Origin of the sequence: Trinickia sp., from assembly GCF_051954495.1 — a bacterium.
GTDB lineage: Bacteria > Pseudomonadota > Gammaproteobacteria > Burkholderiales > Burkholderiaceae > Trinickia.
Genome location: NZ_JBQCHR010000082.1, coordinates 56,278 through 68,278, shown reverse-complemented (window position 1 = coordinate 68,278; position 12,001 = coordinate 56,278). Strand labels below are relative to the sequence as shown.

Here is a 12,001-nt window from a genome sequence, read left to right as displayed (position 1 = left end):
GACCGACGAGAAGCCCACGCGGCCGCGCCGTGACTCGGTTGGTGTAGGGCCGTGTGGTCAGGCGTCGCCTGACGAAGTCGCATCCAGAATAGACATCGAACCAAATTCGGTTTATATTTGGTCTGATACGATGGAGTGTTGACATGAGACTGACCGAGAGGGTGAAGCCTATCAGCTATCTCAAGGCTGAAGCCGCACAGATTGTGAAGGATCTCGAGGACACGGGCGAGCCGCTCGTGATCACGCAAAACGGCGAAGCCAAGCTGGTTGTGCAGGACGTCCGCTCTTACGAGCAGACGCAACAGATGATTGCGATGCTGAAACTCCTCGCGATTTCGGAGAGGGACATCGCGACGGCTGATTACCGGGACGTATCGGACGTTTTCAGCGAACTCGACGAGTTGGATAAGAAGGAGCGCGGCGCCTGATGCCAATTCGCAGCGTCAAGCTCACCGGAACCGCGCAGATATCGCTCAGACTGCTGCGCGAAAATATCAAAGGGCGTTTTGGCGAATCGGTGTGGGGGGAAACGAATCATCGGTTGAAGCGAACCATCGATACGCTGCGAGAGTATCCGCTGAGCGGGACCGTGGTGCACGAAGTGGAGCAACTCGGCGGTCTTGGTTATCGACAGGCCATCAGCGGCATCAACCGGTTAATTTACAAGGTCGATGGCGAAACGCTCTACGTCGCGTACATCATGGATAGCCGCCAGGACCTGCAAAAGCTGGTCGATACGCTGGTGTTGATGCGAGAGTGATGGGGCTACAGGGCGCAACAATGCGTAGGTTTGCAGAGTCGGCGATCTGATTCGGTGCGCAAACCCATTTCATAACGACGCCACGCAAATCATGTAGGCTTGCACGATTTGACCTGACCGGCGCGTCTCGCGCGCGATCGACAACGCCTTTGCCTGCACCCTTGACTATGCGTACGAAAACTCTTTTCTCGGCCCTCACCCTCGGATGGCTTTTGACGATGTTCGGCGCAGGCGTTGCACATGCCGCCGACGATACGCTAGTGCTCTATACCAGCCAGCCGAACGCAGACGCGCAAGCGACGGTGAATGCCTTCCGCAAAGTCCATCCGGGCGTCCAGGTTCAATGGGTGCGAGACGGCACGTCGCAGTTGATGACCCGCCTCGAGGCGGAAATCGCGGCGGGTGTCACGAAACCCGACGTGCTCTTGATCGCCGACAGCCTCACGATGCAGTCCCTGAAGCAGAAGGGGTTGCTTCAACCGTATTTGAGCAACGAGCGCGGGCAGTACGCATCGAGTTTGTACGATAAGGACGGGTACTACTACGGCACGAAACTGATCACGACCGGCATCGCATACAACACGGGCGCCGCATTCAAGCCCTCGAGCTGGAACGATCTGACGCGGCCCGAGGTGAAGAACCAAGTGACGATGCCGAGCCCGTTGTATTCGGGCGCGGCGATGATTCATCTCGCTGCCTTGAGCGAGAGCCCGCAACTGGGCTGGGCCTATTACGAGAAGCTGAAAGCCAATGGGGCGAGCGCGCAGGGGGGCAATGGCGGCGTGCTCACCGCGATAGCCGCCGGCGCCAAACCCTACGGCATGCTGGTCGACTTCATGGCGATACGCGAAAAGGCCAAAGGCGCGCCGATCGAATTCGTGTTCCCGAAAGAAGGCGTGAGTGCGGTGACCGAGCCGGTCGCCATCCTCAAGCAGGCGCGGCATGTAGAGGCGGCCCGGGCATTCGTCGATTTCTTGCTATCCAAGGACGGTCAGAAGCTCGTGCTGTCGCAAGGGTATATCCCTGGGCTTGCCTCGCTTCCGGTTCCTCCCGGTTTCCCGAGCCGCGATCAGATCAAGCTGCTGCCTGTCGATCCCGCCCGGGCGCTTGCCGCTACCGATACCAATAAGGCCCGCTTCAACGCACTGTTCGGTACAGGTAGATGACGAACGCGCGTGCGGTCCGCGTGGCGGGCGCCACGCATACTGGCGATAGAGCGTTCGTGCTGCCGGTACTGGCGGTGATGGCGCTTACCGTCGCGCCCGCGGCACGGCTGGTATGGGAAGCCCTGAACGTGGGGCAATGGCCGGCCCATGCGGCGGGATTCGACGTGCTGGCAGAGCCGTCGACATGGCAGGCGCTAGGCCACAGCGTTTATACATGCTGTATCGGGGTGATCGTCGCAATGCTGCTCGGTGGTTTCGCTGCGTTCGTACTGACATTGACCGACTTGCGCGCGAAAGGTGTCTTCGCCTTCTGCTTCGTCCTGCCGATGATGATCCCCCCGCAGGTCACGGCGCTCGCATGGCTGCAAATGACGGGGCCGGCCAGTCCATTGTTGAAAACGCTCGGGCTTGCCCCGCCTCTCGGCAGTTCGCAACCGTTGTACTCGGCCGGTGGCATTGGATTGCTGCTGGGACTCCAGTGTGCGCCGATGGTGTTCCTGTCATTGAGGGCGAGCCTGGTGGCGTTGCCCGCGGACTTGATCGAGGCAGCGCTGCTCGCGGGCGCAGGTCAGATGCGCGTATGGCGCGACATCATCGTGCCGATCGTCCGCCCGGGGCTGCTTGCCGCTGCCGCGCTGGCGTTCGTGTCGGCGCTCGGCAACTTCGGTATTCCCGCGCTGCTCGGGATTCCAGCGGGCTTTTACGTCCTGCCCACGCTGATTTATCAGCAGATGGCGAACTTCGGCAACGCGACGCTGCCGCAGGTTGCCGTGTTGTCGCTATTGATCGGCGCAGTCGCGCTGGCCGGTATCTGGCTGCAGTCTCGGCTACTGGCGCGTCCCGCCCATCGGCTTTCGGGCCACGGCGCGCGCGCGGTGCGCCTTCGCCTGGGACGAGCTCGTGCAGGCGTAGAGACAGTCATGGCGCTGCTGCTCGCCGTGATTTTGTTCGCGCCGCTGCTGGCGCTGATCGTCAGTTCGCTGGTGCCCGCAATAGGCGTCGTGCTCAATGCGCACACCTTCACTTTGCAAGCCTATGGCGAAATGCTGGGCCGGCAGGGCGTCACGTTGCGGGCGCTTCGCAACAGCACGGCGCTCGCCGGTACCGCCGCGGTTGTCTTGCCTTTGTTGATCCTGCCCGTGGCATGGCGGCTGGTGCGCCAGCCGGGGCGCTTGAGCACATGGCTCGCGGCAGTAATCGAAATTCCGTACGCGGTGCCGGGCATCGTGTTGGCGATCGCTTGCATTTTGCTTTTCGCCCGCCCGTTGCCGTTGATCGGGATCAGTCTCTACGGCAGCCTCGCCATCATTCTCCTCGCGTATCTGGCGCGCTTCATGATCGTTGCCCTCAAGCCCGTGCAAACCAGTATCGCGCAGCTCGAGCCCGCGCTCGAGGAAGCGGCGCGGCTTGCCGGCGCCAACCACCGGCAGCGCCTGCGCGACATTGTATTGCCGCTCGTCGCGCCGTCGGCGCTTGCCGGTGCGCTGCTGGTTTTTCTCATGGCGGTCAACGAACTCACCGTGTCGGCGTTGCTATGGAGCGCGGGCAATGAAACGCTCGGCGTGCTGATCTTCAATCTGAACGAAAGCGGCGACAACGCGCTGGCCTCCGCGGTTGCGGTCGTGATCATCGCGTTGGTCGCGACGCTGATGGGGCTACTGGGTCTCTTCGCGAGCCGTCTGCCCAAAGGGGTGATTCCATGGCAGACTTGATATTACGAGGCGTGGGCAAACGTTATGCCGACGCAGAGGCGGTGGACGGCCTGGACTTGACGATACCGGCCGGCGCCTTCGTTGCCTTGCTCGGCCCGAGCGGTTGCGGCAAGACGACTACGCTGCGCATGCTCGCCGGCTTCGAAAGCATCGATGCCGGGCAGATCACGCTGGGCGATCGCCTGTTGTCGAGCCCGGACGCGCACGTGCCGCCGGAACACCGCGGAATGGGGATGGTCTTTCAATCCTACGCGCTGTGGCCGCATATGAGCGTCGCGCAAAACGTCGGTTACGCATTGAAACTGCGCGGCATACGGGCAGCAGAATACGACCGGCGCGTGCGCGAGGCGCTGGAATCGGTGCATCTAGACGAATACGCCGATGCGGCGCCGCAGGACCTATCGGGCGGCCAGCGTCAGCGCGTTGCGTTGGCGCGCTGTCTGGCCAGCGAAGCGAAAGTCGTGCTGCTCGACGAGCCGCTCGCAAACCTCGATCGCCATCTGCGTGCGTCCATGGAGCAGGCGTTTCGGGAGCTGCACCGGCGCACCGGTGCGACGTTCGTCTATGTCACCCATGACCAGGGCGAAGCGATGGCGCTTGCCGATCGCGTTGCCGTGATGCATCAGGGGCGGTTGGTGCAATGGGCGACGCCCGAGGAGCTCTATCAACGCCCGCGTACCGACTGGCTAGCGGGGTTTATCGGGAAGGGCAGCGTGATCGAGGTTGTCGGACAGCCTCTGGGGCATATCGACGGCCAGGTGTTGATGGATGCGCTCGACTGCACGGAGGGGCCGCGCGTGCCGGTGCTGGTTCGGCCGCAACACGTTGGGTTGAACGAGCGCGGCGTCGCAGGCGAGGTGTTGGACTGCGTCTTTCGGGGCGAGCACTACGAGGTTCTGATCGGTTTGTCAGGCGGGCGGCAGCTGTTGGCCCATCACGCCGCCCCTGCGGAGATCGGTCGGCGCGTAACGGCTCGCATCAGTCGAGGCTGGGGGCTGGAGCGTACCGAGCACTAATGAAAAAAGGCCAGCTAAAGCTGACCTTTTAAATATGGTGCCCAGGAGAGGACTCGAATAACGGATGTAAGGCATTGAATTACAAAGAAGAGTTTAAATTCGGTGCTGCCGAATATACTCGTGGCTGTACTCGGCGGCATCTCGCTAGAAAATTCTCTGACTTCTGTAGCACAAAAGCGACAGGTCCTCGCGGAGAAGGGCTTGCCCCAAGAGTTATCCGGACACGCCATGGTCTGCGACTCCTACGCATGCATCGGGGGAAGACCACGCCCCGGGGTATTATTCATGCCGAGAACACTATTCGAGCGTGTAAGGGCCATGCTCGCGGTGGCCGTTGGATGGAGCGCGTAAGCATCACCCCAACTCTAGCCGCTCCGGGCAGCTTTGCGCCTCCTCGCCGATCCACTCGCGAAAGATTCTGAGTGGTGCGCTGTCCGACTTCTGCTCCGGATAGATGAGGTAATATGATCGGTCGCTCAGATAGTCATGCTGAGCAACCGGAATCAAAACGCCTCGCTGCAGTTCGTCCTCGATCAGAAGGCGAGGGAGCAGGGCAATGCCAATTCCCTGGATGGCTGCTTCCGTATGCATCGAAAACAGCTCGTACCTCGGCCCTGACATATCGCCTTCGACCTGCATATCGCGTGATGCGAACCATTCGCGCCACGCATACGGCCGTGTGCTCTGTTGCAATAGACGATGGCGAGACCAGTCGGCGGCCTTCAGCTTTTGTCGGGGCGCAATGAGGTTGGGACTGCACACGGCGATCAGGCTCTCTCGCATCAGGAATTGGCTTCCGGTGCCAGGCCACGTCGCGGGACCCGCGTAGAGGGCGGCGTCGAATTCTGTGTCGCCGAATAGAAATGGGCGTGTGCGCGTCGTGAGGTTGATCGTGATGTCCGGATGGGCCGCCATGAACTTCGGCATGCGCGGGAGCAGCCACTTGGTAGCGAACGTCGGCACGACCGCGACTTCGAGCGCACCGCCCTTGCCGGCGCGGCCCATCAATTCCACAGCGTCCCGTTCGACGTCGTCGAGGCGGGAGGCCACCTTGCGACTGTAAGCAACGCCGGCTTCAGTCAGTGCTACCCCTCGCCGATCGCTGCGAAACAGCTTGAGTCCTAGAAAGTCCTCCAACGAAGCAATTTGTCTGCAAATAGCGCTTTGCGTTACGGCAAGCTCGTCGGCGGCTTTCGTAAAACTCTGGTGGCGTGCCGCCGCTTCGAACGCGGACAGTGCTAGGGTGGATGGAATCTTTCGACGCATGATGCAATCCTTTGGTCGCTGAATTGTGCGATTTTTGCACAAGAGACTGACAATAAATCGTTTGATCAAGCGCGGAATGGCCGATAAATTGGCCGCCACGATCAATACCTTCCGAGCCAGAAATGAGCAAACAGCACAAGTCGTCGTTTCAATGGGATGATCCGTTACTGCTCGCGCAGCAGTTGAGCGACGAAGAGCGGATGGTCGCCGAATCGGCACGTGTCTACAGCCAGGAGCGGCTCGCGCCGCGCGTGCTGGAGGCATTCCGCAACGAGCAGACGGAGCCCGGAATTTTCCGCGAGATGGGTGACCTGGGGCTGCTGGGCGTGACGATTCCCGAAGCCTACGGTGGCGCGGGCCTTAACTATGTCAGCTACGGTCTCGTGGCGCGCGAAGTGGAGCGCGTCGATTCGGGCTATCGCTCGATGATGAGCGTCCAGTCTTCGCTCGTGATGGTGCCGATCAACGAATTCGGCAGCGCGGCCCTCAAACAGAAATATCTGCCGAAGCTCGCGGCGGGCGAGTGGATCGGCTGCTTCGGATTGACCGAGCCGAATCACGGCTCGGATCCGGGAAGCATGGTGACGCGCGCGCGGAAAGTGGCGGGCGGTTACCAGCTGACCGGCAATAAGATGTGGATCACGAACAGTCCGATCGCCGACGTGTTCGTCGTCTGGGCAAAGGACGACGAAGGTGCAATTCGCGGCTTCGTGCTGGAGAAAGGCTGGAAGGGATTGTCGGCTCCCGCCATTCACGGGAAGGTGGGACTGCGGGCGTCGATTACGGGCGAAATCGTCATGGACGAAGTGTTCTGCCCGGAAGAGAATGCCTTCGCCGATGTGCGCGGCTTGAAAGGGCCGTTCACCTGCCTGAACAGCGCGCGCTACGGGATCGCTTGGGGCGCCCTCGGAGCGGCCGAGGATTGCTGGCACCGTGCCCGCCAATACGTGCTCGATCGTAAGCAATTCGGCAAGCCGCTTGCGGCGAACCAATTGATTCAAAAGAAACTGGCCGACATGCAAACGGAAATCACGCTCGGTCTGCAAGGCTGCTTGCGGCTCGGCCGCATGAAGGACGAAGGGACGGCCACGGTTGAAATCACGTCGATCATGAAGCGCAATTCGTGCGGCAAGGCGCTCGACATCGCTCGCATGGCGCGCGACATGCTCGGCGGCAACGGCATCAGCGATGAGTTCGGCGTCGCCCGCCATCTCGTGAATCTCGAAGTCGTCAACACCTATGAAGGGACGCACGACGTCCACGCGCTGATTCTCGGGCGCGCCATGACCGGCATCGCCGCGTTCTAATCCGACGGCCATGAACGATACCTTGCAACCGGGCGCGCTCGCGGGCGTGCGCGTCCTCGATCTTTCTCGCGTGCTCGCGGGCCCGTGGGCGGGGCAGTTGCTGGCCGATCTCGGCGCCGACGTCATCAAGGTGGAGCGCCCGCGTGCGGGCGACGAGACGCGCGCTTGGGGCCCGCCCTGGTTGAATGATCCCGAAGGTCATTCGACCGGCGAATCAGCCTACTACCTGAGCGCCAACCGCAATAAGCGATCGGTAACGATCGATATCGCGAGTGCGGAAGGGCAGCGCGTTGTGCGGCAGTTGGCGGCGAAGGCCGACGTCGTACTCGAGAATTTCAAGGTGGGCGGCCTGGCACAGTATGGGCTCGATTACGCAAGCCTGAAGGCAATCAATCCGCGACTCGTCTATTGCTCGATCACCGGGTTTGGCCAGACCGGCCCTTACGCGTCGCGCGCCGGCTACGACTTTCTGATTCAGGGCATGGGCGGCCTGATGAGCTTGACCGGCCGTCCCGACGGCACGGAAGGCGCTGGCCCGATCAAGGTCGGCGTTGCGCTGACCGACATCATGACGGGGCTGTACGCGACGGTTGCAGTCCTGGCTGCATTGAAGCGTCGGGAACAATCAGGCGAAGGGCAGCATATCGATCTGGCGCTGCTTGATGTTCAGATCGCGTGCCTTGCTAACCAAGCAGCGAATTATTTGATCGGCGGCGTCGTGCCTCGACGCATGGGGAATGCGCATCCGAACATCGTGCCGTACCAGGAGTTTCCGACAGCTGATGGATACATGATCGTGGCCGTCGGCAACGACAGTCAATTTGCGAATTTGTGCAAGACGCTGGGCAAACCGGAATGGTCGAGCGACGAACGCTTCGCCACGAATCCGCAGCGCGTCAAGCATCGGAACGAATTGATCGCGCTGATTCACGGCATGACAGTGCGCCGGACGACCGATGAATGGGTTGCCGCGATGGAGGCGGCCGGTGTGCCCTGCGGCCCGATCAATACCCTCGATCGAGTGTTCGCGGATCCTCACGTGCAGGCTCGTGGCACACGGATCGAGATGCCTCATCCAGTCGCGAAGGACGTGCCGCTCGTGGCGAATCCGATTCGCTTGTCGGAGTCGCCCGTGCAGTATCGGAACGCACCACCGACGCTCGGGCAGCATACGGAAGAGGTGTTGTCGGATTGGCTTGCAGCGAGCGCAGCGGAGATCGACGCGTTGCGCACGAAGAAAGCGATATGAACATACAGATGGTAGGGATTATCGGCGCCGGGCAGATGGGGCGCGGCATCGCGCAGGTCTGTGCTGTCGCGGGATGGAACGTCATTCTCAATGATATCGACGACGAAGCGATATGTCGTGGTTTGCTCGGTGTCGAGGCCGGCCTCGCGCGCATGGTGTCGAAGGGAACGATCTCGGATAGCGAAGCGAGCTCGATACGCGCGCGAGTAAACGGAAGCACCGAAGTGCGACAACTTGCAGCCTGCGAGCTGGTCATCGAGGCCGCGACTGAGCGCTTGCAGATCAAGCAGGACATTCTCAAGGCGCTCGACGGCATTGTTCGATCCGATGCCATCATCGCGACCAATACGTCATCGGTATCGGTGACGAAACTCGGGGCCGTGCTTGCACACCCCAGCCGCTTCGTAGGACTGCATTTCTTCAACCCCGTACCCGTCATGGAACTCGTCGAAGTCATTCGCGGCTTGCAGACGAGCGATGCGACATTCGATACGGTTGTCCGATTCGCAGAGCGACTCGGCAAGACGCCGATCGACGTGAAGAACTCGCCGGGCTTCGCGGTCAACCGGATTCTCGCACCGATGATCAACGAAGCGATTTTCTCGTTACATGAAGGGCTCGCGAGCGCCGAACAGATCGATGCGGGTATGAAGCTCGGAGCGAATCATCCCATTGGGCCGCTCGCATTGGCCGATCTGATCGGGTTGGATACGACGCTGGCGATCATGGATGTGCTGTGCCGCGATTTCAACGATCCGAAGTATCGCCCCGCGCCGTTGCTCAGGGAGATGGTCGATGCCGGCTATCTGGGACGAAAGAGCGGGCGGGGCTTTTATGTTTACTCCGACGCTCGGGCGTGAGCGTTGCGCCGACATGTCGATAACAAATGGGTTCGAGCGAGCGTAATCCGATGGACCCCATGCAACGCGTTCGCGTCAACGCAGCTGCCGCTGTCAACGCCGAAGATGCGTCGGTCTGGCGTTGGTTCTCTGAGCTGCTCGAGGAGCGTCGGATCCGCTGGCGCTACATGTTCGATCGCTGGGTGGTGAACGTCGATCGAACATGTGTCGCCACTGAGCGCACGTTCTACGATGCAATTCGAGCCGCTAAAGATGAAGTCGATCGGCGCGGACTTGGTCGGTCTTCCGAACGATCGCGAACACGGAGGGCCCGTTCCGGGGCTCCCCACCTTGAGCAACAAGCTCAGAACTAGCTTCATCTCTACTAGGCATCATTCGCGCCTTCGGTGCCGAACTTGTACTGCCACGGCATTGCGGATGTGGTGACATGGCCGATCCCGCGGCAAGACGCGGCGCCTCATAGCGTGCATCCCCTCATCCTGTCCCATTCCTCATCGTAGCCCTCCACATGCGAGGCTTTCCGCTCGCGACGTGACTCGCCTTCTCGCTTTCTCTCCTTAGCAAGTTCAATCCTCCTGTTTTTCCGCGACGCACACGCGTGTAAACACTGAGCCCGATTTGCCCACACCGGCATTGACCATCACAGGCGTTTGATGGAATATGCATAAAAGAGTGAAATGTGTATGTGTAGTTGATGTGTGCGTCAAATGTGATCCAAGCAATGCAATCGGAGGAGACGAAAGTGAAGAAGCGCATCATGGCCGCTGCGACAGTCGCGGTGGGAACGTGTGTCGGCGTCGTGCCGAGTGCGCACGCTCAAAGCAGTGTGACGCTGTGGGGCTTGCTCGATGCCGGGGTGTCGTACATCAGCAATATCGGGGGACATTCCGCATGGAGGATGGACGACGGCATCGCGCTGCCGAACCTGATGGGGTTCAAGGGCACGGAAGACTTGGGTAACGGCACGCGGGCGGTTTTTCAGTTGACGACACAGTTCTCGTTGAATGGAACGCTCGTTTCTCAGAAATCGAACGGCAGCGGCTCAGGAGTCGGTCTGTTCGCGCGCAATGCGTGGGTAGGCCTCGATAACGATCGGTACGGGAAGCTCTCGCTCGGCCGTCAATACGACTTCATGGTCGACACGCTGTTTGCCGACGTGGGCGCCGATATGGCGATGTATGGCGGCGGCTTTTATCAGTTCCGCGATGGTCCGTTTGCCAAGTTGGGCATTCCGGATTCGCCACCGGACGAGGCGTTCGATTTCGATCGCATGAACGGCGACACCCCCTTGAATAACTCGGTTAAATACACGAGCCCGCTCTTCGGGGGGCTGCGGTTCGGGGGCATGTACGCCTTTGGCGGCACTGCCGGAAACTTTCGTCAGAATAGTGCGGATAGTCTTGGTGCGAGCTACACCACCGGGCCGTTCGCGTTCGGTGCGGCCTATACCGACGTTCGCTACGCGGCGATGCTCGGTGACAGCATTCGAAACTTCGGCTTCGGTGCGAAATACAAAGGGCAGAAACTGCTGCTAACGGCGCTCTTCACTAATACGCGCAATACTCAGAACGGTGCGGCAGTGAATGCCGCGGAAGCGGGCGCGCTCTATCGCTTCACGCCTGCGTTCGCAACGAGCCTCGCCTACACCTACATGTGGGGCAATGCCGGGGTGGATCATAACCACGCGCATCAAGTTGCTGCCGTTGCCAAGTATTTCCTGTCCAAACGGACGGCGGTTTATGTCCAAGGCGCCTATCAGTTGACTAACTCTGGCGCGACGGCGGTCATCAACGGAACGTTCGGCCCGTCGAGCGGCCGCTCGCAGTTCATTGGCCGGATCGGGATGCAAACGGTGTTTTGAGGAAGGCGAGTATCGGGAAGGCGAGGCAATACGTTGCCTCGTCGATACTCGCAGAAAAGGAAGACGCCGCGCGGTTTATCACCAGCGCGGCGCTTGTTTATTGGACTTTATTGGACGGTAGCTAATTGGCGCTCGAGCGCCGCTGTCACACGTGTCAGCGTACCTTCGATATGCTTGCGCAGCAGACGTGTAGCTTTTTCAGCGTCTCGATCGATCGCGGCCTTCATGAGTCCTTCGTGCTCGCTGTTCTTATGGCGCTCTTCGGTTCGATATAGAGCGGAATAGCGACGATACCGCTCGGCGCGATCGAAGAGCGAAGCCACCATATTGGAGAGCAGGGCGCTGGGCGTGGCCGACAGCAACGCCATATGATAGGCGCGGTGGCGTTCGGACCAGTCGTCGTCGAGTGCCACCGGGCCGGAGCCGAGACGTTTCTCCGCGAGGCTCAATCGATGAAAGGCCGTGAGCACGGCCACTTCCCATTCTTCGTCGCCATGCACGATCGAATCGCTGAGAGCCTCTAGTTCCAGGAGCACGCGCAGCCGCGTGATGTCCTTAAAATCTTCGATGCTGATCGGAGCGACCCAGAACCCACGGTTTTCCGTCGCTTGGACGATGCCGTCTTGCGCAAGCCGGTTCAAGGCCTCACGGATCGGCGAACTGCTCAGCCCGTATGCCTTGGAGAGGCTTTCGACCTTCAGCCGCGTACCCGGTGCGAGTTCGCATCGGATGATCGACGTCTTCATTCGGGCGAAAGCGACGTCGATCAGCGGTACACCGTTCGAAGCGGATGTTGAGTCCATG

General features: G+C 60.6%; 11 protein-coding genes. 9 read left to right on the top strand and 2 right to left on the bottom strand.

Annotated features, from left to right (window positions below; all coding sequences use genetic code 11):
• The first annotated feature begins 143 nt into the window (after positions 1-143).
• From ACTHNR_RS11515 to ACTHNR_RS11495, 5 genes are all read left to right on the top strand, one after another.
• Entirely contained in the window at positions 144-428 is a 285-nt protein-coding gene (locus tag ACTHNR_RS11515) for a type II toxin-antitoxin system Phd/YefM family antitoxin (RefSeq protein WP_440547743.1), read from the top strand.
• The gene (locus ACTHNR_RS11510; protein ID WP_440547742.1) at positions 428-760 is read left to right on the top strand and encodes a type II toxin-antitoxin system RelE/ParE family toxin; all 333 of its coding nucleotides are present in this window, start codon (positions 428-430) and stop codon (positions 758-760) included. The genes ACTHNR_RS11515 and ACTHNR_RS11510 overlap by 1 nt, the downstream gene beginning before the upstream one ends.
• A gap of 167 nt (positions 761-927) precedes the next feature.
• Positions 928-1,926, top strand: coding sequence for an ABC transporter substrate-binding protein (locus ACTHNR_RS11505; protein WP_440547741.1), 999 nt, complete (start codon positions 928-930; stop codon positions 1,924-1,926).
• The gene (locus tag ACTHNR_RS11500) at positions 1,923-3,638 is read left to right on the top strand and encodes an ABC transporter permease (RefSeq protein WP_440547740.1); all 1,716 of its coding nucleotides are present in this window, start codon (positions 1,923-1,925) and stop codon (positions 3,636-3,638) included. Before ACTHNR_RS11505 ends, ACTHNR_RS11500 begins: the two co-directional genes overlap by 4 nt.
• Entirely contained in the window at positions 3,626-4,654 is a 1,029-nt protein-coding gene (locus ACTHNR_RS11495) for an ABC transporter ATP-binding protein (RefSeq protein WP_440547739.1), read from the top strand. The genes ACTHNR_RS11500 and ACTHNR_RS11495 overlap by 13 nt, the downstream gene beginning before the upstream one ends.
• Positions 4,655-5,008: 354 nt before the next feature.
• On the opposite strand, the gene ACTHNR_RS11490 is transcribed toward ACTHNR_RS11495, so the two are convergent.
• Complete coding sequence (locus ACTHNR_RS11490) at positions 5,009-5,920, bottom strand: LysR family transcriptional regulator (RefSeq protein WP_440547738.1); 912 nt, start codon at positions 5,918-5,920, stop codon at positions 5,009-5,011.
• Between the two features lie 122 nt (positions 5,921-6,042).
• On the opposite strand from ACTHNR_RS11490, the gene ACTHNR_RS11485 reads away from it, so the two are divergent.
• From ACTHNR_RS11485 to ACTHNR_RS11470, 4 genes are all read left to right on the top strand, one after another.
• Positions 6,043-7,227, top strand: a complete 1,185-nt coding sequence (locus tag ACTHNR_RS11485) for an acyl-CoA dehydrogenase (RefSeq protein WP_440547737.1) — start codon at positions 6,043-6,045, stop codon at positions 7,225-7,227.
• Positions 7,228-7,237: 10 nt separating this feature from the next.
• Positions 7,238-8,476: a CaiB/BaiF CoA transferase family protein gene (locus ACTHNR_RS11480; RefSeq protein WP_440547736.1), complete on the top strand. Its 1,239-nt coding sequence runs from the start codon at positions 7,238-7,240 to the stop codon at positions 8,474-8,476.
• Entirely contained in the window at positions 8,473-9,336 is an 864-nt protein-coding gene (locus tag ACTHNR_RS11475; RefSeq protein WP_440547735.1) for a 3-hydroxybutyryl-CoA dehydrogenase, read from the top strand. Before ACTHNR_RS11480 ends, ACTHNR_RS11475 begins: the two co-directional genes overlap by 4 nt.
• 742 nt (positions 9,337-10,078) lie before the next feature.
• A complete protein-coding gene (locus ACTHNR_RS11470) occupies positions 10,079-11,197 on the top strand; it encodes a porin (RefSeq protein ID WP_440547734.1) in 1,119 nt (372 codons plus the stop codon).
• A gap of 107 nt (positions 11,198-11,304) precedes the next feature.
• On the opposite strand, the gene ACTHNR_RS11465 is transcribed toward ACTHNR_RS11470, so the two are convergent.
• Positions 11,305-12,000 carry a GntR family transcriptional regulator gene (locus ACTHNR_RS11465; protein ID WP_440547733.1) on the bottom strand — a complete coding sequence of 232 codons (696 nt, stop codon included), beginning with the start codon at positions 11,998-12,000 and terminating at the stop codon, positions 11,305-11,307.
• Position 12,001: the final 1 nt, after the last annotated feature.

What these genes read in the sequence shown, in the direction of transcription:
- ACTHNR_RS11515 (WP_440547743.1), top strand. Translation starts at nt 144, where the DNA reads ATGAGACTGACCGAGAGGGTGAAGCCTATCAGCTATCTCAAGGCTGAA.
- ACTHNR_RS11510 (WP_440547742.1), top strand. Translation starts at nt 428, where the DNA reads ATGCCAATTCGCAGCGTCAAGCTCACCGGAACCGCGCAGATATCGCTC.
- ACTHNR_RS11505 (WP_440547741.1), top strand. Translation starts at nt 928, where the DNA reads ATGCGTACGAAAACTCTTTTCTCGGCCCTCACCCTCGGATGGCTTTTG.
- ACTHNR_RS11500 (WP_440547740.1), top strand. Translation starts at nt 1,923, where the DNA reads ATGACGAACGCGCGTGCGGTCCGCGTGGCGGGCGCCACGCATACTGGC.
- ACTHNR_RS11495 (WP_440547739.1), top strand. Translation starts at nt 3,626, where the DNA reads ATGGCAGACTTGATATTACGAGGCGTGGGCAAACGTTATGCCGACGCA.
- ACTHNR_RS11490 (WP_440547738.1), bottom strand. Translation starts at nt 5,920, where the DNA reads ATGCGTCGAAAGATTCCATCCACCCTAGCACTGTCCGCGTTCGAAGCG.
- ACTHNR_RS11485 (WP_440547737.1), top strand. Translation starts at nt 6,043, where the DNA reads ATGAGCAAACAGCACAAGTCGTCGTTTCAATGGGATGATCCGTTACTG.
- ACTHNR_RS11480 (WP_440547736.1), top strand. Translation starts at nt 7,238, where the DNA reads ATGAACGATACCTTGCAACCGGGCGCGCTCGCGGGCGTGCGCGTCCTC.
- ACTHNR_RS11475 (WP_440547735.1), top strand. Translation starts at nt 8,473, where the DNA reads ATGAACATACAGATGGTAGGGATTATCGGCGCCGGGCAGATGGGGCGC.
- ACTHNR_RS11465 (WP_440547733.1), bottom strand. Translation starts at nt 12,000, where the DNA reads ATGGACTCAACATCCGCTTCGAACGGTGTACCGCTGATCGACGTCGCT.